21 protein-coding genes are annotated in these 19549 nt (G+C 71.9%); 13 read left to right on the top strand and 8 right to left on the bottom strand.

Going from position 1 to position 19549, the window contains the following annotated elements; genetic code table 11:
• Positions 1–30: 30 nt before the first annotated feature.
• Positions 31–435, bottom strand: a complete 405-nt coding sequence (locus tag ACIO1C_RS12925; protein ID WP_401861958.1) for an ACT domain-containing protein — start codon at positions 433–435, stop codon at positions 31–33.
• Between the two features lie 147 nt (positions 436–582).
• Here ACIO1C_RS12925 and ACIO1C_RS12920 point away from each other — a divergent pair, with 147 nt between their 5' ends.
• Complete coding sequence (locus ACIO1C_RS12920) at positions 583–1038, top strand: PAS domain-containing protein (protein ID WP_401861955.1); 456 nt, start codon at positions 583–585, stop codon at positions 1036–1038.
• A gap of 54 nt (positions 1039–1092) precedes the next feature.
• On the opposite strand, the gene ACIO1C_RS12915 is transcribed toward ACIO1C_RS12920, so the two are convergent.
• Positions 1093–1827, bottom strand: coding sequence for a YoaK family protein (locus ACIO1C_RS12915; protein ID WP_401861952.1), 735 nt, complete (start codon positions 1825–1827; stop codon positions 1093–1095).
• Positions 1828–1981: 154 nt separating this feature from the next.
• Here ACIO1C_RS12915 and hutH point away from each other — a divergent pair, with 154 nt between their 5' ends.
• Together hutH and ACIO1C_RS12905 are read left to right on the top strand one after the other, a co-directional pair.
• Positions 1982–3742: a histidine ammonia-lyase gene (gene hutH / locus ACIO1C_RS12910; RefSeq protein WP_401861950.1), complete on the top strand. Its 1761-nt coding sequence runs from the start codon at positions 1982–1984 to the stop codon at positions 3740–3742.
• 170 nt (positions 3743–3912) lie between these two features.
• Positions 3913–5424, top strand: coding sequence for a hypothetical protein (locus ACIO1C_RS12905; protein WP_401861948.1), 1512 nt, complete (start codon positions 3913–3915; stop codon positions 5422–5424).
• Here the strand turns inward: ACIO1C_RS12905 and ACIO1C_RS12900 are convergent.
• Positions 5397–6851: a CoA transferase gene (locus ACIO1C_RS12900; protein ID WP_401861945.1), complete on the bottom strand. Its 1455-nt coding sequence runs from the start codon at positions 6849–6851 to the stop codon at positions 5397–5399. The two genes, ACIO1C_RS12905 and ACIO1C_RS12900, sit on opposite strands and share 28 nt — an antisense overlap.
• 136 nt (positions 6852–6987) lie before the next feature.
• On the opposite strand from ACIO1C_RS12900, the gene ACIO1C_RS12895 reads away from it, so the two are divergent.
• A complete protein-coding gene (locus tag ACIO1C_RS12895; RefSeq protein ID WP_401861942.1) occupies positions 6988–7683 on the top strand; it encodes a type 1 glutamine amidotransferase domain-containing protein in 696 nt (231 codons plus the stop codon).
• Between the two features lie 2 nt (positions 7684–7685).
• Positions 7686–8327 (top strand): TetR/AcrR family transcriptional regulator, encoded by a 642-nt coding sequence (locus ACIO1C_RS12890; RefSeq protein WP_401861939.1) that lies wholly within the window; start codon positions 7686–7688, stop codon positions 8325–8327.
• A 3-nt stretch (positions 8328–8330) separates the two neighbouring features.
• Here ACIO1C_RS12890 and ACIO1C_RS12885 read toward each other — a convergent pair whose 3' ends face one another.
• From ACIO1C_RS12885 to ACIO1C_RS12870, 4 genes are all read right to left on the bottom strand, one after another.
• On the bottom strand, positions 8331–9356 hold the full coding sequence (locus ACIO1C_RS12885; RefSeq protein ID WP_401861936.1) for a CHRD domain-containing protein: 1026 nt from the start codon (positions 9354–9356) through the stop codon (positions 8331–8333).
• A gap of 272 nt (positions 9357–9628) precedes the next feature.
• Positions 9629–10135, bottom strand: coding sequence for a peptidylprolyl isomerase (locus ACIO1C_RS12880; protein WP_401861933.1), 507 nt, complete (start codon positions 10133–10135; stop codon positions 9629–9631).
• Between the two features lie 80 nt (positions 10136–10215).
• Positions 10216–10590, bottom strand: coding sequence for a toxin Doc (locus ACIO1C_RS12875; protein WP_401861931.1), 375 nt, complete (start codon positions 10588–10590; stop codon positions 10216–10218).
• Positions 10590–10832, bottom strand: a complete 243-nt coding sequence (locus ACIO1C_RS12870; RefSeq protein WP_161307700.1) for a hypothetical protein — start codon at positions 10830–10832, stop codon at positions 10590–10592. Before ACIO1C_RS12870 ends, ACIO1C_RS12875 begins: the two co-directional genes overlap by 1 nt.
• A gap of 119 nt (positions 10833–10951) precedes the next feature.
• Between ACIO1C_RS12870 and ACIO1C_RS12865 the strand changes: the two genes are divergently transcribed.
• A complete protein-coding gene (locus ACIO1C_RS12865; RefSeq protein WP_401861928.1) occupies positions 10952–11641 on the top strand; it encodes a DedA family protein in 690 nt (229 codons plus the stop codon).
• Between the two features lie 61 nt (positions 11642–11702).
• Here the strand turns inward: ACIO1C_RS12865 and ACIO1C_RS12860 are convergent, their stop codons facing one another.
• A complete protein-coding gene (locus ACIO1C_RS12860) occupies positions 11703–13109 on the bottom strand; it encodes a hypothetical protein (protein WP_401861926.1) in 1407 nt (468 codons plus the stop codon).
• 185 nt (positions 13110–13294) lie between these two features.
• On the opposite strand from ACIO1C_RS12860, the gene ACIO1C_RS12855 reads away from it, so the two are divergent.
• From ACIO1C_RS12855 to ACIO1C_RS12825, 7 genes are all read left to right on the top strand, one after another.
• Positions 13295–13399 carry a putative leader peptide gene (locus ACIO1C_RS12855; RefSeq protein WP_388334372.1) on the top strand — a complete coding sequence of 35 codons (105 nt, stop codon included), beginning with the start codon at positions 13295–13297 and terminating at the stop codon, positions 13397–13399.
• A 240-nt stretch (positions 13400–13639) separates the two neighbouring features.
• Positions 13640–14371 carry a DUF1684 domain-containing protein gene (locus ACIO1C_RS12850; protein ID WP_401861922.1) on the top strand — a complete coding sequence of 244 codons (732 nt, stop codon included), beginning with the start codon at positions 13640–13642 and terminating at the stop codon, positions 14369–14371.
• A gap of 131 nt (positions 14372–14502) precedes the next feature.
• Entirely contained in the window at positions 14503–16026 is a 1524-nt protein-coding gene (locus tag ACIO1C_RS12845) for an ABC transporter substrate-binding protein (RefSeq protein WP_401861919.1), read from the top strand.
• Between the two features lie 52 nt (positions 16027–16078).
• The gene (locus tag ACIO1C_RS12840; RefSeq protein WP_401861916.1) at positions 16079–17044 is read left to right on the top strand and encodes an ABC transporter permease; all 966 of its coding nucleotides are present in this window, start codon (positions 16079–16081) and stop codon (positions 17042–17044) included.
• Entirely contained in the window at positions 17041–17934 is an 894-nt protein-coding gene (locus ACIO1C_RS12835) for an ABC transporter permease (protein ID WP_401861914.1), read from the top strand. The genes ACIO1C_RS12840 and ACIO1C_RS12835 overlap by 4 nt, the downstream gene beginning before the upstream one ends.
• Positions 17931–18743 carry an ABC transporter ATP-binding protein gene (locus tag ACIO1C_RS12830; RefSeq protein ID WP_401861912.1) on the top strand — a complete coding sequence of 271 codons (813 nt, stop codon included), beginning with the start codon at positions 17931–17933 and terminating at the stop codon, positions 18741–18743. The genes ACIO1C_RS12835 and ACIO1C_RS12830 overlap by 4 nt, the downstream gene beginning before the upstream one ends.
• The gene (locus ACIO1C_RS12825; protein WP_401861910.1) at positions 18740–19519 is read left to right on the top strand and encodes an ABC transporter ATP-binding protein; all 780 of its coding nucleotides are present in this window, start codon (positions 18740–18742) and stop codon (positions 19517–19519) included. Before ACIO1C_RS12830 ends, ACIO1C_RS12825 begins: the two co-directional genes overlap by 4 nt.
• Positions 19520–19549 lie beyond the last annotated feature (30 nt).

Below are 19549 nucleotides of genomic sequence, written 5' to 3'. Positions count from 1 at the left end.
GCCGACACGGGCTTTGCGGACGCCCGGAAGTCAGCCCGACCGGCCCGCCAGGCCCTCAAGAAGCGCAACGGCCTCCGCTGCCCGCTCGTACGGGACGAACAGGTGGTCGTGATGGAAACCGGCGACCACATTGCAGCTGACGCCCGCCGAGGCCAGCTCCTGGGCGACCGCGGCGGTCAGGCCGACCGCCTCCAGCGCGGAGTGCACACGCAAGGTGATCCACCCGGCGACGTAGTCGTACGGAAGCCCCGCCGCCTCCGCCTCCTCCAGGCGCGCCACCAGTGTCAGCCCCTCACCTTCGGCGACCGTCACCAAGGGCGTCACACCGGAGGGGATCCCGGCGGGGCCCCCGACGGTCGTGAAGACGTAGCGTCCGGGGTTCAGTTCAGGGCGCATACCGCTCAGCAGGGCGCGCAGATCCTTCTCACCGCTCATGATCACCACCCTAGGCGCGCCGCACGGCCGAGGGTGGGCCGGGGGCAGGCCCGGGGGCTCGCCGGAAGCTTCGTCGACTGTATACACTCGCCATCAGGATCCGCGTCCACAACACGACCCAACGGAATGTTCTTTCTCGGAGGCGACATGGAAGACCTGGACCCCGACGTCGTACTGGGAATGGCGGCTCAGGCCCCCGACGGCATCGTGATCATCGACCGTGAGGGTCTGATCCGGTACTGGAACCGGGGCGCGGAACGGATCTTCGGCTACTCGGCGGCCGAGGTCGACGGCCGCAGCCTGGACGTGATCATCCCCGAGAAGCACCGGCAACGCCATTGGGACGGCTTTGTGGCCGCCATGGCCTCCGGGACCAGCAAGTACGGGGACGACGACCTCCTCGCCGTACCCGCCCTGACGGCGGACGGCAGCACGGTGTCGATCGAGTTCAGCGTGGTGCTGCTGACCGCCGCCGACGGGACCGCCGGCCATGTCGGAGCCGTCATCCGCGATGTCACGGCCCGTCGGGCGCAGGAGAAGGAGACGCGTCGGCGGCTCCTCGCGGCCACGCCGAAGACGGAGACCGCGACGCCCACGCCCTGACCGGGCCGGACCGGACCGGACCGACAGCCGAGCGGCTGAGCGGCTGAGCGGCCGTCACTTACCGCCGACCCACTCCGCCGTGGCGCGCGGCAGTGAGAACGCCGCCAGGAACGCGAGCGCCAGCAACAGCCCGCCGATCAGCAGCGGCACCGCGTCGTCGGTGTGCAACACGGTGGCCGCGCCGATCAGAGCGCCCAGGAACAAGGACACCGCCGACAGGGAACGCCTGCCGATCTTGCCGCCGGGACCGCCCGCCAGCCGGCTGTCCGCGGCCATCCCGGTGAGCGTCATGGTGAGGACCGTGGTGGTCAGGTCGGGGACCGTCAGCGCCCGCGCGACCGCGTTCTGCACCCCCATCGCCACGCCGAGGAGCACGATGAGGACGTAGCGGGCGCCGCCCGAGGACGGGGAGTCGACCAACTCGGCGGTGAGGTACGAGGCCAGGACGAGTACCGCCTCCAGGCCCAGTGCCCCGTACAGCATCTTCCCGCGGTGCCGGCGGACCTGGTGGACGAGCCGTCCCCCGGCCAGCGCGCCGACCAGGAACGCGCCCAGGGCGGTGGCGGAAGCCGCGACGGAGAATCCGGACGCCCCGAGGATGGCGAAGGCCAGGAAGACGACGTTGCCCGTCATGTTCGCCACGAAGACATGGCCGAGCACGAGGTAACTGAACGCGTCGACCAGGCCGGTGACCACCGTGAGCCCGACCAGCAGCGGGGGCAGCGGGCCGTGCTTGACGTCACGCCCCGGCACCAGGGTCGACCACGCGTCCCGAAGGATGACCGGCACCAGCACGCTCCCTTGATCGCGGTGGCGGCCGGGAAGCCGCCAGGGGAAGTCTGGGAAGTTCGTGATGGTCTGTCCAGCACGTAAGCCCCGTTTGTAGGACTTCTTTGAGTAAATCAGGCGGTCTGCCGAACACAGAGAGGTGATCCCTTCCTCCTTGGACCCATTCCGCGAATTCGGCCGGATCCGCGAGGCCCTCGCGTCCGTCCTCGTACGACATCGGCGCGGCCCCGCCCCCCGCCTCCGGATCTGGGCCGCGGCCGCGACGGCGGCCGTGGTCGTCCTGGTGCCCGGCTCCGCGGGACCCGTGGTGGCCCGCCCGGTGCAGGCCGCCGTCGCCCCGGCGGCGCGGGCCGCCGCGACCATCACCCTGGACGGGAACCACCTGACGGTCCCCCAGATGAGAGCGGTGCTGCGCGGGACGGCCGGAGCGGTACGGCTGTCGGACGCGGCGGCCGACCGGATGCGCGACGCCCGGGCGGGCGCCCTCGACGCCCTCAAGGGCGGACAGCGCGTCTACGGCTGGAACCAGGCCCTCGGGCCGCTCAAGGACCATCCGCTGTCGGACGAGGAACAGCGCGATTTCCAGCGCCGTATCCTCAACTCCCACGCGGCGGGCACGGGCAGCGAGCTGTCCGCGGGCGTGGCCCGCCTCGCGCTGGTGCTCCGGGCGAACGCCATGGCCCGCGCGCACATGGGCGTACGCCCCGACATGGTGCGGCGCATGCTGGCCCTGGTGAACGCCGGCGTGACCCCGGTCATGCCGTCCGTCGGGTCGCTCGGCACCGGCGACCTCCAGCCGATGGCGGCGGCCGGGCTGGTACTGACCGGCGAGGGGGCGACGGCCCGTCTGCGCGGGGGGCGGGAACGGCCGGCCGGCGACGTCCTCGCCGAGGCGGGGCTGCCGCGCACGTTCGAGCTGGAGGCGGGCGAGGCGCTGCCGCTGATCAGCGGCAGCGGGGTGCTGACGGCCCGGTACGTGGCGGCCACGTACCGCGCGGAGTCCTTCGCCGACCAGTTCACGGGGGCGTTCGCCCTCTTCCTGGAGGCGACCCGGGCCGAAGCGGGTTCCCTGGACGCGCGGACCCACGCGGAGCGGCGGATCCCCGCCGAGGAGCGGGAGGCCGCCCGGCTGCGGGCCCTGACCTCGGACAGCGAGTGGATGACGGAGAAGGGCAGGAAGCAGTTCGGGGAGACGTCGGCCCGCGTGCAGGACGCGGTGTCGGTACGGGCCGCCCCGCACATCGCCGCGACGCTCCGCCAGACGCTCGACGAGGCGGACACGATCATCACGCGCGAGGCCAACGCGTCGACGTCCAACCCGCTCCTGTTCCCCCGGGACGGCGGCGGGTACGAGTTCGTGATGGGCGGCAACTGGGACGGCGCGCAGATCGGGCACGCGATCGACACCCTCAACGCGCAGGTCACGGATGTGGCGGTGCTCAGCCATGAACTGTCGGGACGGCTGATCGCCTCCAAGTGGAGTTACGGCCTGCCGGACAACCTGGCGGCGGCGCCGGTCGGCCTCAACTCCGGGATGGTGCAGGTCCAGACGGTGGGCGCGGCGCTGATCCCCGAGATGCAGACGCGGGCGATGCCGGCCGGGGTGCTGTCACGGCCGGAGAAGTTCGGGCAGGAGGACCACAACACGATGGCGATGGCATCGGTGCGCAACCTGGACGACAACCTCGGCCGGGCGGAGACGGTCCTGGCCGTCCAGTTCCTGCTGGCCGCCCAGGGCATCGACCTGGCCCGTCCCGCGATGGGGCCGCTGCACACGGCCAAGGCGACCGACGCGCTCCATCAGCGGTTCCGGGAGGCGGTGGAGGTGCTGGGCGAGGACCGGTGGATGACACCGGACGTCCGGAAGGCCAACGCCCTGGTCAGCGCGGGTGCGCTGCGTCCCGACGTGTTCTGACGTGTTCTGACGTGTCCTGACGGGTCCTGACGGCGAAGTCGTGGGGCCCCGGCCGTTGTCACCGTCGCTTCACCCGGACGGACGACGGCCGGGGTCCTTTCGGGGGCGATCATTCGAACGCCCGCCGGTGTCGCACGCCGTGGCAGGCGCTCCGGCCCCAGCGTGGCGCCATGCAGCAAGCGTCTCTCGCCACGGACCTGCCGGAGAAGGATCCTCGTGCCGACGCGGACCGGGGCGGCGGGCGCGCCCCGCGTCCGCCGCTCCCGTTTGTCGTCGTCGCGGTGGCCTTCGTGGCCGCCCAGGCGGTCCTGATGTTGCCCGGCGTGGGGCTGGGGTGGGACGAGACGGTGTACGTCAGCCAGGTGAGCCCGCAGGCGCCGGCGGCGTTCTTCAGCGCGCCGCGCGCCCGGGGCATCAGTTTCCTGGTGGCGCCGGTGGCCGCGTTCACCACGTCGGTGGACGTGCTGCGCTACTATCTCGCCCTGCTGTCCGGCGGCGCTCTCCTCCTGGGACTCCAGGTGTGGCGGCGGCTGCTGCCGGTCCCGGCGCTCACGCTCGCCGGGACGCTGTTCGCGACGCTGTGGATCACGCTCTTCTACGGGCCGCAGGTCATGCCCAACCTGTGGGTCGCCTTCGCGGCGCTCGTGGCGACGGGCTGTTTCCTCCGTGCCGTGCTGGACCCGGGGGACCGCGCGGCGCGGGCCGGCCTGGGCTGCGCGGTGGCGGTGGCGGCGCTGATGCGTCCCACCGACGCGTGCTGGCTGGTCGCGCCGCTCGCGGTGGCCGCGTTGGGGGTACGGTCGTGGCGCCGCCCGGCCGTGCTGGTGATCCTGGCCGTGGGTGCGGCCGTCGGCGCCTCCGCGTGGATCGTCGAGGCGTACGTCTCGTACGGCGGGCTCGCCACCCGGTTGCACCGTGCCGGTGAGATCCAGGGCGGGCTGGGCTGGCATCCCGCCTTCGGTCACCAACTGCGGGCCCTGGAGGGGCGGTCGCTGTGCCGGCCGTGTGACATGCGATGGCGTGACCCGGCGACGGCCCTCTGGTGGTTCGCCCTGCCGGTCCTCGCCTCGGGCGGGGTGTGGGCCGCCGCGCGCACCCCGCTGCGGGCGGTCGTACTCCTGCCGACGCTGACCGGGCTGGTCCTCGCGGTGCCGTACCTGCTGACGATCGACTACGCGGCGGCGCGGTTCCTGCTGCCGGCGTACGCGCTGCTCGCGCTGCCCGTCGCGTTCTGTCTGTGCCGGCTCGTGACGGCGGTGCGGCCGGTGCTGCGGCCGATGGCCGTCGCGGTGATCTCCGTGGTGCTGCTGGCACATGTCGGGTCGCAGTACGTGACGGCGGACCGGCTCGTGTCGCGCAGCCGTGCCACGCGGGACGCCCTGGCCCGTATCTCCACGGAGCTGCACCACCAGGGGGTACGGCCGCCGTGCACGGTGAGCGGGAACGAATCCGTACGGATCGCCTTCCAGACGGGCTGTTCGTCACGCCAGCTCGCCGGTCATGACGCCAGCATCTCGCGTACGGGCCTGCTGGAGCTGGCCGCGCGGCAGCCGGTGGGGGTGCTGGTGGCTCCGGGCAGGCCCGCGCCCGGGTACGCGCGGGGGTGGCGGTCCGTCCCACTGACGCCGCTGCCGGGGCAGGCGGCGTCCCGGGTCTACCTGTCGCCGCCGGCGCGGCCCTGACGCCTCGCACTCCACACCGGGTCGTCCGTGCCCCACGGCCCCGGCGGCCTCGCCCAGTCCTCGGGGCCGCCGTCGAAGGCGACGGCCGGCCGGGCGTACCGCAGCCTGCCGAGCGCGCTGTCGGTCTCGGTGAGCCAGGGGGAGAGGTGGTCCGGGTCGTAGGAGGCGGGGGGCCGCCCGGCGTCCGGAGCCAGGTCGTGCAGCAGCCATTGAGCCGTGCGGGCGAGGACCGGCCGTACGCACAAGGCCCCCGCGCCGCCGAGCTGTTCGGTGAGGGCCCTGAGCACGGCGGCGGCCAGCAGGTAACCCGTGCCGTGGTCCAGCGCCTGTGCCGGCAGGGCGCCCGGCTGTCCGGTGGATCCCTCGGCCACCGCGATCCCGGTGGCGACCTGGACGAGGCTGTCGAAACCGCGCCGGCCGGCCCAGGGGCCGTCGTCCCCCCAGGCGGACAGCTGGGCCACGACAAGTCCCGGCCGGCGTTCGGCGAGGGCCTCCGGGGCGAGGCCGAACCGGTCCAGGGCGCCGGGCCGGTAGCCGCTGACCACGACGTCGGCCATGGTCAGCAGCTCCTCGAAGGCCGCGCGGTCGCGGGGGTCGCCGAGGTCGAGTCGTGTGGAGCGTTTCCCGAAGCCCGTGTCGGCGTGCTGGTCGGGCAGTTCGGTCAGGGCCGGTGGGTCCACCCGCAGGACGTCGGCGCCGAGCAGGGCGAGCGTCCTGGTGGCGACGGGGCCGGCGATCACGCGGGTCAGGTCGAGGACCCGTACGCCGGCCGCGGGCAGCAGCGGACCGCTCCCGAGCGGCGGCAGGCTGCGGACGGCGGACGTACGCGTGCCCGTGGGTGAGCCGTCGATCGGCCGCAGGTCCAGCAGTGGCCGGGCGGCCACCGAGGCGGCCTGCGGATGCGTGGCCCATTCCCGCGCGGTGCGCAGCGCGACGGCCAGTCCTCCGGCCGCGAACACCTCGTCCTCGACGTCCTGTGCCGTGCGGCCGGCGAGGATCGCCGCCACCCGTTCGACCGAGGCGGCCTCCTCCGTGAGGCCGAGGGCGGAGAGCAGGCGGGCTCGGTGGTGCGGGTAGTTGGCGTGGGTACGGACCCAGCCGTCCGCGGTCCGCCAGAAGCGGGACAACTCGGCGAAGGCGACCGGCGCCCTGCCGTCCACGAGCAGATGCCGCTCGCTGACGAAGGCCGTGGCGACGGCGCCGTCGTCGACGCGTACGGCGGGCACCTCCCGTCCGGTGCGCGCCGAGGCCAGCTCGGCGGCGGCGAGGGCGCAGGCCGCCACGCAGGCGCGGGCCAGTTCCCGTACCGGAAGCCTGGCCGGCAGGGCGTGCTCCCGTGCCGCGACCGAGATCCGGGAGAGGAGGCCGGGATCGCCTCCGAGGGCGCGCCAGGCCGTTTCCGTACCACTCAGGAATGCGTCCGTCATGTGATCATCATGCGGCTCGTCGGGCCACGACATGCTGGCTTCTCGCCGTCCGAAGGACTACGTTCGGACGGGTAAGCGTACTGACGATCAGAGTGCAGAACGTCAGACTGTGCAATCGAGCTGCGAGAGATGTGACATGGCGAAGATCCTTTTTGTGGTGACCGGCGCGGACCACTGGACGCTGGCGGACGGCACCCGGCACCCGAGCGGCTACTGGGCCGAGGAGGCCGTGGCTCCGTACGAGGCGATCAAGGAAGCCGGGCACGAGATCGTCGTCGCCACCCCGGGCGGTGTGGTGCCGACGGTCGACAGGGCGAGCCTCTCCCCCGACGTCAACGGTGGCCAGGACGGCGCCGACAAGGTCACCCGCGCCCTGGCCTCGATGACCGAGCTCCAGCAGCCCGTGAAGCTGGAGGAGGTGGACCTCGCCGACTTCGACGCGGTCTTCTACCCGGGCGGCCACGGCCCCATGGAGGACCTGGCCGTCAACGCCGACTCCGGGAAGCTGCTCACCGCGGCCCTGGCCTCGGGCAAGCCCCTCGGCATCGTGTGCCACGCCCCGGCGGCGCTGCTGGCGGCGGAGGCCGTGGACGGCGCCTCGCCGTTCGCCGGTTACCGGCTGACCGGTTTCACCAACGACGAGGAGCGGCAGGGCGGCCTCGCCGACCGGGCGAAGTGGCTGCTCCAGGACCGGCTGGTGGAGATCGGCACCGACTTCCAGGAGGGCGAGCCGTGGGCCCCGCACGTGGTGGTCGACCGCAATCTGATCACCGGTCAGAACCCGTCCTCCTCGGCGCCGCTCGCGGCCGAACTGCTCAAGCTGCTGGGCTGAGTGTGGCCACCGACCGGCTCACCGAAGTCCTCGACGCCACGTACGACTGTCTCGCCCGGTACGGCGTGCGGCGCACCACGATGGACGACATCGCCTCCACCATGGGCGTGTCGCGGTCGGCGGTCTACCAGTACGTGAACAGCAAGGACGACGCGTTCCGCCGGCTCGCCGAACGCCTGCACACCGAGGCGATCGTACGGGCCAGACAGGCCGCGGCCGCCGACGCCCCGTACGACGAGCGCGTCCGGGGTGTGCTGGACGCGAAGCTCCGCCTGGTACTGCGGCTGACGGGCGATTCGCCGCACACGGCGGAGCTGATGGACGCGAAGGCCCGGCTGTTCGGCGACATATGCCACGGATTCACGGCAGAACTGCGGGGCCTACTCACGCGGTTGTTCACGGAGGCGGACAGCCGCCCGGGGGCCTCCGGCCGCACGGCTCTCCCCCCGGCGGACGCGGCCGACGTCTGCCTCGCCCTCGTGACCGGCCTGGAGTCGGTCACGGACGGGGCACGCCTGCTGGGCCCGGGCGCGGACGCGCTGCTGGCCGGGCTCCTCGGGGAGACGACGTCTCCCACGCGCCCGGTCGGGAGCGCCGGGGGCCGGCAATCAGGGCCGGTCCCCGGGCGCTCCGGTGTCAACTAGGCACTACTTGCCGCTGAGGAAGAGATAGTCGGCCTTGTACGGGACGGATGCCTCCGGCTGGGTGGCGGGGTCGCAGGTACCGGCCGGGGCCACGCCTCCTTCGGTGTTCAGGCGCAACACCAGCTTCGTGGCGGAGAATTCGCCGCCGGACGTGCCGGACTGGCTTGCCGCCAGCACCAGTTCGGGGATGTTCCCCTCGCCGTTCGGGATCTTGTGGAGCACCTTGCCCGTGACGGCGGAGTGGTCGGGCGCGATCCACTGGGGCGGGCCCGTCGGGCCGGACTTCTGGAAGGTGTGGGCGATGTTGCCGTCCAGTGTGGCCTTCACGTTGTCCTGGGTGAACTTCCAGTCGCCGCCCGGCTGCTTGGTGCAGGCGTAGATCTGGGCGCCGGTGACGACGGAGTGGAGGCTGTTGCCCCGGAAGGCGTCGGGGAGGCTCATCGGGACCGGCAGTCGGTGGACCTGACCGCGGACGGCGCCGCCCGGGAACTCCGCGGTGTGGAGGTTGAAGTAGAACTGTCCGGGGTCCGCCTTGAGGCTCTTGAGCAGCGCCGCGTCCGTGACCTTGACGGTGCCGTAGACGGAGTCGCCGCCGCCGGGCAGCTTCTCGGTGAAGAAGGGGATCTTCACGTCGCCGTTGGTGCCCGCGCCGCCCTGGTGAATGTGTCCGGCGGTGGGGGTGCCGGTGCCCTTCCAGGTGAAGGCGAAGGAGACCTCGTCGCCCTGGACGCGCATCAGGGCGATGGCGTGTCCGTCCTTGTCCCCGACCGCCGGACCGCCCTTCGTGGGCACCTCGTTGGCGCCGTTGAGTACGGAGGCGAAGAAGACGGCGTCACTCCGGTCGACGGGGTCGTACGCGCCGATCACGTCGGCCGCCGGCGCGCCGGTGTGCGGGTGCCCGCTCGACTCCGCCGCCGAGGGGGCGACCGTACCCGCGGCGCCGGTGTCGTCACCGTTGCAAGCGGTCAGGAGCATCGCTCCGGCGGCCGCGGCGGTGGCGGCGATCAGCTTGGCGCGGTGGTTCAACATGCGTGTCTCCCGAGGTCAGACCCACCGGAACGTCCGGTGCGGTCACCACGGGGTACGAGGGCGGGACGCGGCCCCCTCAGCCGGTTACGGCTCCGGGACACAACGCCGACAACACTCCGACAACCCCGACAAGATCAAGACGCCGGCGGCGGTGCGGATGCGGGGCGGGGGACGAAGCGGGCGCCGGAGAAAAACGATCCGCCCCCGCGCCGCCGACGGTCACGGTCGGCGGGCAGGGGCGGATCAGGGGTTGAGAGGCTGAGCCGAGAGGACTACTTACCGGCCTCGTCGACGACGCCGGACGCCGAGACGGCGATCTTGGCGCGGGTGGCTCCGGAGCGGGATCCCAGGGACTCGATCTTCTTGACCAGGTCCTCGCCCTCGACAACCTCGCCGAAGACCACGTGCTTGCCGTCCAGCCACGGCGTCTTCACCGTGGTGATGAAGAACTGCGAGCCGTTGGAGTTCGGGCCGGCGTTCGCCATGGACAGCAGGTACGGCCGGTCGTGCGTGAGGGTGAAGCCCTCGTCGGCGAACTTCTCGCCGTAGATGCTCTTGCCACCCGTGCCGTCGCCCCGGGTGAAGTCGCCTCCCTGAAGCATGAAGTCCGGGATGACCCGGTGGAAGGGCGAGCCCGCGTAGCCGAAGCCGTGCTCGCCGGTGGCCAGCTCCCGGAAGTTCTTGGCCGTCTTCGGTACGACGTCGTCGTACAGCTTGAAGACGATCCTTCCCGCGGCCTCATCCTGGATGGTGATGTCGAAGTAAATGTTGCTAGGCATGCGGACATCCTGTCACGACCGGTAGCGCGGGGTCGCACGACGCTCGGGGCACGGCGGGCGCGGGCCCGGTGCCGGCAGCGTCAGATGCGCCACCGGCGAAGCTGCTCGGCGACGTCGTAGAGGGTCACCCCGCCGGTCTGGATCTTGCGGACCAGCTCGGGGAGGGCTCCGTACGGCGGATCGATGCCCTCACCGGACTGCCCCATGTACTGGGCGGCGACGAGGGCCGCGAACCAGCTGTTGCGCTGGGGCAGCGGCTCCAGCCGCACAATCGTGTGGAGGAGCGCCGCCGCCCGCCAGGCCGCGTCGGGGTCGGCGGCGGCGAGGGTCGGCAGCTTCGTCCGGTGCCGGGCGACGGCGGCGACCAGCGCGGAGTAGTCGGCTATCGACACGTCCTCGGGGACTGCCCCTTCCTGGACGTCGAGCAGCCAGGGCACATCCACGTACAGGAGCATCAGGCGGCACTGGCTCCGTATCCGGGACGCTGTGCGGCGGGGATCTCCTCGGGGAAGGCCTCGTCGAACTGGCCGCGCAGTTTGTCGCCCCAGTCCAGCGCGCCGGTGACAAAGGTCCTGCGCTGGTGTTCGCGGACGCCGAGGTCGTGCAGGTACTGCTTCAGGCTCTTGCCCTCGGCTGCCGCGGCGACCCGGACATGTTCGAGTTCCTCATCGGTGAAGGACACGTTCAGAGAAGGCATGACAGTACGGTACCTGATTGGTACCGCGCGGCAGAGCCCCCGTGCGCGGACGGTCCGCCGGGCGGGGGCGCGCGCCCGGGGTGCGGCGGGTTCGTGGGGCGGAAGAGCAAGATGGGTTCATGGCTGCACCTCCCCTGCCTGGTCCGCTCGCGTATCTGGCCCCCCTGCTCGACCACTACGGCTACCTGGCGGTCGGCCTGCTGATCCTGGTCGAGGACTTCGGTGTCCCGGCCCCCGGCGAGACGATCCTGATCGCCGCGGCGGTCTACGCGGGGGCGGGGCAGCTCAACATCTTCGCCATCGCGGCGATCGCGGTCGCGGCGGCGATCGTCGGGGACAACATCGGGTATGTCATCGGCCGTACCGGCGGGCGGGCCTTCGTCCACCGGTGGGGGCGGTACATCTTCCTCACCCCGGAGAGATTCGGCCGCGCCGAGGACTTCTTCACCCGCAACGGCGGGAAGGTCGTCACGATCGCCCGCTTCGTGGAGGGGTTGCGGCAGGCCAACGGGATCATCGCCGGGACGACGGGCATGCCGTGGCTGCGGTTCCTCGCGTTCAACAGCCTGGGGGCCGTGCTGTGGGTGGCGTTGTGGGCGGGGCTCGGCTACACGGCGGGCACGAACATCGGGCCGATCTACGACGAGATCTCGCGCTACCAGACGTATGTGCTGATCGGGCTCGGGGTGCTGATCGCGGCGTTGGTCGCGCGCCATGTGATCCGGCGCCGGCGGCGGCGCGCGGAGGAGGCGCGCGAGGAGGGGGAGGACGGGGAGGACACGAAGCCGGAGGAGCGGGCGGACGACTGAGGGACGGGGCGGTGTGCCGTACGGGCATGGTGCGTCGTACGGCGAGGCCGGGCGCCCTGGGTCAGATGCGCCGCTGGATCGCTTCGAGCGCCCCGTCCTTGCGGCCCGGCACCTCGCGGCGCAGCGCGGTGAGCGCCGGGGCGAGCGAGCGGGCGCGTACGGGGTCACCGAGCTGCTCCCACTGGTGGTGGGCGCGGTCGACGTTCGCCTCGACGTCCTTGTCGTCGCCGGCCTCGCCCCGCGCGAGGCGGGCCTGGGCCGCCGCCATCCACAGCTCGCAGCTGCGGGCGGCGTCGTCGGCGAGGCGGGCGAGGTCGGCCCGTACCTCCAGCCAGTGGATCGCCTGCGCCGAGCCGGGCCCGTACGTGTGGAGCGCGGCGCTCTCCCAGGTGGCCGCGATGGACGCCGCCTCGGCGTGCCGGCCGTCCCGCGCGGCGGCCAGGATCGCCGGATGGGGATCGGTCTCGGGCTGAGGCTGAGGCTGAGGCTCGGGCGCGGGGTCCGGGGTGGCGGTACCGGCCACCGGCCGGACCGGCGTACGGTCGTCCTTCCCCCAGGCCGGCGGCCAGTTGCCCCGCCCCGGGGCGGCCGGAAGGGCAGTGTGCCCGGGGGCCGCCGGGACGGGACGGCCGGTGGCCGGTGACGGGGACGCTTGTTCTTGGGGCGGTGGTGCGGTTGCCCGCGTGGGCTCCTGCGGGCCCGTCGTCCCCCGGGCGGCGGGCGGGACGTCCTCGCGTGCCCGGCCCGACGGCTCCGGTACGACCGGCGGACCCGACGGCGTCCAACCGGTCCCGGCGGAACCGGGGACCGTGGACGCGGGTGCCGTCCCGACCGTGAGGAACAGCGCGTCGGGGGTGGCCGAGCGGGCCACCGCCTGTTCGTGCAGCTGGGTGAGCGTGGGCCGCATGCCGCTGCGCCAGATCGCCGCGCACGCCGCGAGATAGGCCGGGGCGAGGACGGTACGACGTGACGGGGCCGGGACCACGCGCCCGTACAGGCGGGTGCCGTAACCGAGCCCGATGCCCTCGGTGGTGACCTGGCGCCAGGCCTCCCCGTCGGCGACCAGGTCCACCACCACCGTGGTCGTGCCCGGCCTGCGGAGCTTGAGTTCACTGACCAGCCAGTGCCACGGCAGGCCGGTGTAGCGCAGGGTGGCCGGGGTCGTACGGGCCAGCGCCAGGTGGAAGAGACTCTGCTTGTGGTCCAGTTGGAGCTGCCCGGCGATGTAGAGGAACAGCGGCCCGGCCGTGGTGGCGGCCGCGCGGATCCGGGTGAGGACGGTCTGGGGGTCCAGCGGGTCGGCCAGTTCGATCACGGTCGCCGCCGGCGTACCGGTCAAGGTGCTGGGGGCCACGGTCGCGAGCGCCGGCAGGACCGACGTGGCGTCGATCAGACGTCCCTTGCCCGCGGGCGCCGCCGCGAGCAGCACCGCCGTCCCCGCTTCTGTGTCCGCTCCGCTGATCACCACCTCAGCACCGTATCCCGGCGCCGCCGGGAAGCCCGCCCCCACGACGGAGGAGCGCCGAACCGGTCTGTTATCTCTCCGTGATCCGGGTGGAGTTCACCGCCGCACGGCGGTCCGGGGGTGCCGGAGCCCGGCGGGCCGACTTCTGACGAAGCATCCGGTTTGGCTTGTTTGACCCCTGGGAAAGCGTGTGCGAATCTTGCCCCGTGTTCCGCTCCCTGCACCTCGTCGGCCGAGCCCACGTGGACCTCCTCCGCGTCGCGAGCGCTCTCTGTAGCCGCTCCGCCGCCTGACCGGTCCCCCCGGGCTCCCTTGGGCTGCGCGGCCTGTTCCCGCCGCCTCCGCCGGTACCACGGCCGGACCCACGTCCCACGGAGTGGACACGAGCCGAGCCGCCCACCCCTCCGCGGCACACCACGGAACAGGGTCGTTCCCCTCCTCCTCACGCCATGCCCGTCCCGGGTCCGGCCTCCCCATCTCACCTTTCGAGACGTGTGTCGAAGCACACATCCTCGCCGTTGAATCGAGTCAGCATGTCCCTCCCGTCGAGCGCCCCGGCGCGGATCACCGACCCCGCGCCGGACGACTGGAACGCGTGGCGCACCGCGCGGGCCGCGTCCGTGACGGCGCCCACCGGCAACCTCGCCCTGGTCGAGACCCGGTGGCTGCCGGCGGGTACGGAGGCGGACCCCGAGGCCGAGCGGCAGGGGCTTCCCCCGGACGTACGGGTGACGACGCTCGAACGGGCCGACATCCTCACCGGGGAACCGGAACAGGGGCTGCGTTTCTGGGACGCCCGCTCCCCCGCGATCCAGCACTTCTCGCACATCGACACGTTCGGCTTCGACCCGGCGTGGGTGACGCGGGCCACCTTCACCCCCGTCGCCGCCGACCGCCGGATCCCCTTCGAGTACATACGCGACAACGGGGGCAGCCGGGGCATGATCGTCCCCGGTGACATCAGCCTCTCGCTCGACGGCGTCGACTACACCCTGGCGGCCTTCGACGACGAGGGGACGCTTCTCCTGGTCTTCGGGGACCCGACCAACGGGGTCGAGACCTACGGCTCGGGCCGCTTCCTGTTCGTCCCGCGCGAGGACGGCGGTGAGACCGTCACCCTGGACTTCAACCGCGCCTTCGTGCCACCGTGCGGATTCTCGGCCCAGTACAACTGCCCGCTGCCTCCCCCGCAGAACCGGCTCCACCTCCCCGTCCGGGCCGGCGAGAGGCTCCCCGTCTTCCGCGACGGCCACACGATCGGCTGAGCCGGCCACCGTCCCGGCCGGAAGCCCCGAACACCCCGCAGCCCCTCACCCCACAAACCCCGCACGCGCGCACAGACGCACGCACCAGCGCCCCCGCCAGACCTCCGGCGGCCGCCCCTCAGGAGAACGAAGTGAAACGAATTTCCACGCCCCTCGCCGGTGGCGCTCTGGTGGTCGCCCTGTCCGTCGCCCTCACCGCGTGCGGTGGTGGTACGTCGAGCCAGAAGAGCGGCTCGGCGTCCGGGTCCTTCGACAAGAACGCGACCGTCGGCATCGGCTCCGTCTACGAACCGCAGAACCTGGACAACACGGGCGGCGGCGGTCAGGGAGTGACCGAGGCGCTCAACGGGAACGTCTACGAGGGCCTGTTCAAGCTCACGGACAGCGGCAAGGTCGAGAAGCAGCTGGCCCAGAGCTACACCGTCTCCCCGGACGGTCTGACCTACACCTTCAAGCTCCGCGACGGCGTGAAGTTCCACTCGGGCAAGGCCCTGGACTCCGCCGACGTGAAGTACAGCATCGAGAAGGTGACGGGACCCGACTCCCAGTCGGCCCGCAAGAGCAGCCTCACCGTCGTCAAGTCCATCGCCACCCCCGACGCGAGCACCGTGAAGGTGACGCTGTCGAGCAAGTCCATCTCGTTCATCTACAACCTCAGCTACGTCTGGATCATCAACGCCCAGGCCAAGAACCTGAAGACGTCGGAGGACGGGACGGGGCCGTACAAGCTGGACAAGTGGACCCGGGGCTCCGCGCTGAGCCTCGACCGGTTCGCCGGCTACTGGGGCGACCCCGCGACCAACAAGGAAGTCGTCTTCCACTACTACAAGGACGCGACCGCCCTCAACAACGCGCTGCTCACCAACGCCGTGGACGTGGTGACCAGCGAGCAGAGCCCCGACGCGCTCGCCCAGTTCAAGTCGAACTCCGCGTACAAGGTCAACAGCGGCAGCTCGACGACCAAGCTGCTGCTGGCCTTCAACGACAAGGTCAAGCCGTTCGACAACGTCAAGGTCCGCAAGGCGGTCACCTCGGCGATCGACAACAAGAAGCTGCTGGAGTCCATCTGGGGCGGCTACGGCAAGCTGATCGGGTCGATGGTCCCGCCGACCGACCCGTGGTACGAGGACCTGACCCACGTCAATCCGTACGACCCGGCGCTCGCCAAGAAGGAACTGGCCGAGGCGGGCTACCCCAAGGGATTCGACTTCACCCTCGACACTCCCAACTACGACCCGCACCCCACCGCCGCCACGTTCATCAAGTCGCAGCTGGCCAAGGTCGGGATCAACGTCAAGATCAACGTGATCACGCCGGACCAGTGGTACACGAAGGTCTACCAGAACCACGATTTCAGCGCGACGCTCCAGGAGCACGTCAACGACCGCGACATCGTCTGGTACGGCAACCCCGACTTCTACTGGGGCTACAACAACAAGCAGGTCACGCAGTGGGTCGCGCAGGCCGAGCAGTCGGACACCACCGACCAGCAGACCGCGCTGCTGAAGAAGGTCAACCAGCAGATCGCCACCGACGCGGCCAGTGACTGGCTGTACCTCTACCCGCAGATCGTCGTGGCCTCCTCGAAGCTCTCGGGCTACCCTCTCAACGGCCTGAACTCGCAGTTCTACGCCTACGACATCAAGAAGAGCTGATGGTACGGAGAGATCCCGCCCGGCCGGCCGGACCGACGGGACCGGTCGGCCCATGACCGTGTACGTGCTACGGCGGCTGGCGTTCCTGATCGCCTCGCTGCTGCTGGCCAGCGTGGTGCTGTTCCTGCTGCTCCGGCTGCTCCCCGGCGACCCCGCCAACGCGCTGACGTCCGTGGGCGCCAGTCCGGAGCAGCTGGCGGCGGCCCGTCACCAGATCGGGTCGGACCAGCCGCTGCCCGAGCAGTTCGTGACCTGGCTGCACGACCTGGCCACGTTCGACCTGGGGAACTCCTTCATCAGCACGCTGCCGGTCGGCCCCGAGATCGCCACCCGGATCGAGGTCACAGGACCCCTGACCCTGATGGCGTTCGTCCTGGCCCTGGTGATCGCGGTGCCCGTCGGCTTCCTGGCGGCCCACCGGGCGAACACCTGGTACGGACTGATCCTGAGCGGCGTCTCGCAGCTCGGGATCGCCGTCCCGGTGTTCTGGGTCGGCATGATCCTCATCACGGTGTTCTCGCTGCACCTGGGTGTGCTGCCGGCCGGCGGTTTCCCGCAGGACGGCTGGTCCGACCCGGCGGGCGCGCTGCGGTCGCTGGCCCTGCCGGTGATCACGGTGGCCCTGGTGATGTCCGCGTCCCTCATCCGGTACGTACGGTCGGCGACGCTGGACGTCCTCGGCAGCGACTACCTCCGGACGGCGCGGGCGCTCGGTTCCTCGTTCGGGGGTGCGATACGGCGGCACGGGCTGCGCAACGGAGCCGTACCCGTCGTCGCCGTCCTGGGCATCGAACTCGCCTCCACCCTGCTGGGCGCGGTGGTCGTCGAGACGGTCTTCGCCCTGCCGGGCCTCGGCAGCATGCTCTCGCAGGCCGTGGCCCAGCACGACTACCCGACCATCCAGGGCGTGCTGTTCGTCACCACGCTCGCGGTCCTGGTGATCGGGTTCCTCGCCGACCTCGCCCAGCGGCTCATCGACCCGCGGCTGCGCTCCACCCTCACCGGCGGGAAACCATGACCGAACACACCACGGCCGAACAGCCGAAGACCGGACGCCCGGAGACCGCGCACCCCAAGACCGCCCGCTCTTCCCGCCGGCGGCGTTCGGCGACCCTGATCACCGGTGGTGTGCTGGTCGGGGCGATCGCCGCGCTCGCCCTGGTCTCCTTCTTCTGGCTGCCGTACTCCCTGGACGACACCTCGGGCAGCCGACTGGCCCCGCCCGGGGCGTCGCATCTGCTCGGCACCGACAAGCTGGGGCGGGACCTGCTCTCCCAGGTGATGATCGGGGCCAGGATCGCGCTGGAGTCGGGGCTCGGGGCGGTGGCGATCGGCGGGGTGCTCGGGGTCGCCGTCGGCCTGGCGGCCGGCTTCGCCCAGCGCTGGCTGGACGACACCTTCTCGGCCTTCCTCGACGTCCTGATCGCCTTCCCCACCCTGCTGCTGGCGATGCTGGTGGTGGCCGCGCGGTCGGCGTCACTCGGCTCGGCGATCGTCGCGATCGGCCTCGCCATGACGGCGGTGGTCGCCCGGCTGACCCGCATCCTGGTCAAACGGGTGCTGGCGCAGGACTACATCACCGCCTCCCGGACGTCCGGCACATCCTGGTTCCGGGTCGTCACCGGCCATGTACTGCCCAACATCTGGCCGACGCTGGTCGTGAACCTCGCCCTCCAGTTCGGCCTCGCCGTGCTCGCCGAGGCGAGCCTGTCGTTCCTGGGGCTGGGCGCCCCGCCGCCCAATGCGTCGTGGGGGCGCATGCTCCAGGAGGCGCAGGCGACGGTGTCGATCGCGCCGTACGGGGCGATCGCCCCCGGCGTCCTGCTGGTCGCCCTGGTCGTGGGCGTCAACCTGGTCGCCGACGGACTGCGCGACACACTCGACCCCACCCGCAGGAGGACCGCATGAGCCTGCTCGACGTCTCGGGTCTCACCATCCGTACGGAATCGGGCCGCGCCCTGGTCTCCGACCTGTCGTTCACGGTCGAGCCGGGGGGCCGCGTCGGGCTGATCGGCGAGTCCGGGTCCGGCAAGTCGCTGACGGCGCTGGCCGTGATGGGGCTGCTGCCGCCCGGTCTGACGGCGTCGGGCAGTGTGGTGCTGGACGCGCCGGGCCTGGACCGTACGGACGTGGTGGGCGCGGGCGAGTCCGCGCTGCGCGCGCTGCGCGGGCGGGGCGCGAGTGTGGTGTTCCAGGAGCCGCTCACCGCGCTCGACCCCTTGATGCGGGTCGGCCGCCAGATCGCCGAGCCGCTGCGGCGGCGCCGGGGGCTGCGCGGTACGGAGTTGCGCCGGGCGGTCGCCGCGGCGCTCGACCGGGTCAGGCTGCCGGAGCCGGACCGCATCGCGCGTGCCTTCCCGCACGAGATCTCGGGCGGGCAGCGCCAGCGTGTCGCCCTGGCGATGGCCCTGGCCTGCGAACCCGCCCTGCTGATCGCCGACGAGCCGACGACCGCGCTCGACGTGACCGTCCAGGCGGAGATGCTGCGGCTGCTGAACGAGCTGATCACGGAGCAGGACATGGCGCTGCTGTTCGTCAGCCACGACCTGGCCGTCGTCTCCGGGGTCACCGACCGTCTGGTCGTCCTCAAGGACGGCTCGGCGGTGGAGTCGGGATCCACCGCAGACATCCTGCACGCGCCTCGACAGCCGTACACCCAGGGGCTGGTGGCGAGCGCCAGGACCTTCGAGAACGCACTGGAACGGATCACGCGATGAACGTCCCCGTCCTCGCGACCCGGGATGCCGGCTTCGCCTACCGCGGCGCCGCTCCCGTCCTGCACGGCATCACCCTGGACATCACGGCCGGCCGCAGTGTGGCGCTGGTGGGTGAGTCGGGCGCCGGGAAGACCACGATGCTGCGGCTGCTCCTCGGCCTCACCCGGCCGACCAGCGGGCAGGTCCTCTTCGACGGGGAGCCGCTGCGGATCGGGGACCGGGCGCGGATGCGGACGTTCCGGCGCAGTGTGCAGAGCGTCTTCCAGGACCCGTACTCCTCGCTGGATCCCCGGCAGCGGGTGCGGAACATCGTCTCGGAGCCGCTGCGCTCCCTGGGCCTGGCCGGTTCCGGCACCGCGGAGCGGGTGTCGGCGGCGCTGGCGGGCGTGGGGCTGCCCGCCGACGCCGGGGACCGCTATCCGCACGAGTTCTCCGGCGGACAGCGCCAGCGGATCGCCCTGGCGCGGGCGACGGTCTGCGACCCGCGGGTCCTGCTGGCGGACGAACCGGTCAGCGCCCTCGACGTCACCACGCGCGTGCGGATCGTGGATCTGCTCGAAGAGCTGAAGGAAACGCGGGGGTTGACCATCGCGATGGTCTCGCACGACCTGTCGGTGGTGGCCGCGCTGTGCGAACACACCGCCGTGCTGGAGAACGGCCGCATCGTGGAGCAGGGCGACACCCACGCCGTCCTGGGCGCGCCCGGCCACCCGTACACACGGCGGCTGATCGCCAGTGTGCCGCGGCTGCCGGCCGGCCCCTCCGACCGCGGCTGACCGGTTGACTTGGAGTGCTCTTCAACGCTC

The sequence above is a fragment of the Streptomyces sp. NPDC087420 genome, from assembly GCF_044744165.1.
Taxonomy (GTDB): domain Bacteria; phylum Actinomycetota; class Actinomycetes; order Streptomycetales; family Streptomycetaceae; genus Streptomyces.
Note: the sequence above shows the minus strand (reverse complement) of the source record. Positions and strands in the feature narration are given on the sequence as shown.

Excerpts from the sequence above, each read along its gene's own strand:
- ACIO1C_RS12925 (WP_401861958.1), bottom strand. The coding sequence starts at position 435 with ATGAGCGGTGAGAAGGATCTGCGCGCCCTGCTGAGCGGTATGCGCCCT.
- ACIO1C_RS12920 (WP_401861955.1), top strand. The coding sequence starts at position 583 with ATGGAAGACCTGGACCCCGACGTCGTACTGGGAATGGCGGCTCAGGCC.
- ACIO1C_RS12905 (WP_401861948.1), top strand. The coding sequence starts at position 3,913 with ATGCAGCAAGCGTCTCTCGCCACGGACCTGCCGGAGAAGGATCCTCGT.
- ACIO1C_RS12900 (WP_401861945.1), bottom strand. The coding sequence starts at position 6,851 with ATGACGGACGCATTCCTGAGTGGTACGGAAACGGCCTGGCGCGCCCTC.
- ACIO1C_RS12895 (WP_401861942.1), top strand. The coding sequence starts at position 6,988 with ATGGCGAAGATCCTTTTTGTGGTGACCGGCGCGGACCACTGGACGCTG.
- ACIO1C_RS12885 (WP_401861936.1), bottom strand. The coding sequence starts at position 9,356 with ATGTTGAACCACCGCGCCAAGCTGATCGCCGCCACCGCCGCGGCCGCC.
- ACIO1C_RS12880 (WP_401861933.1), bottom strand. The coding sequence starts at position 10,135 with ATGCCTAGCAACATTTACTTCGACATCACCATCCAGGATGAGGCCGCG.
- ACIO1C_RS12875 (WP_401861931.1), bottom strand. The coding sequence starts at position 10,590 with ATGCTCCTGTACGTGGATGTGCCCTGGCTGCTCGACGTCCAGGAAGGG.
- ACIO1C_RS12870 (WP_161307700.1), bottom strand. The coding sequence starts at position 10,832 with ATGCCTTCTCTGAACGTGTCCTTCACCGATGAGGAACTCGAACATGTC.
- ACIO1C_RS12865 (WP_401861928.1), top strand. The coding sequence starts at position 10,952 with ATGGCTGCACCTCCCCTGCCTGGTCCGCTCGCGTATCTGGCCCCCCTG.
- ACIO1C_RS12850 (WP_401861922.1), top strand. The coding sequence starts at position 13,640 with ATGTCCCTCCCGTCGAGCGCCCCGGCGCGGATCACCGACCCCGCGCCG.
- ACIO1C_RS12840 (WP_401861916.1), top strand. The coding sequence starts at position 16,079 with ATGACCGTGTACGTGCTACGGCGGCTGGCGTTCCTGATCGCCTCGCTG.
- ACIO1C_RS12835 (WP_401861914.1), top strand. The coding sequence starts at position 17,041 with ATGACCGAACACACCACGGCCGAACAGCCGAAGACCGGACGCCCGGAG.
- ACIO1C_RS12830 (WP_401861912.1), top strand. The coding sequence starts at position 17,931 with ATGAGCCTGCTCGACGTCTCGGGTCTCACCATCCGTACGGAATCGGGC.
- ACIO1C_RS12825 (WP_401861910.1), top strand. The coding sequence starts at position 18,740 with ATGAACGTCCCCGTCCTCGCGACCCGGGATGCCGGCTTCGCCTACCGC.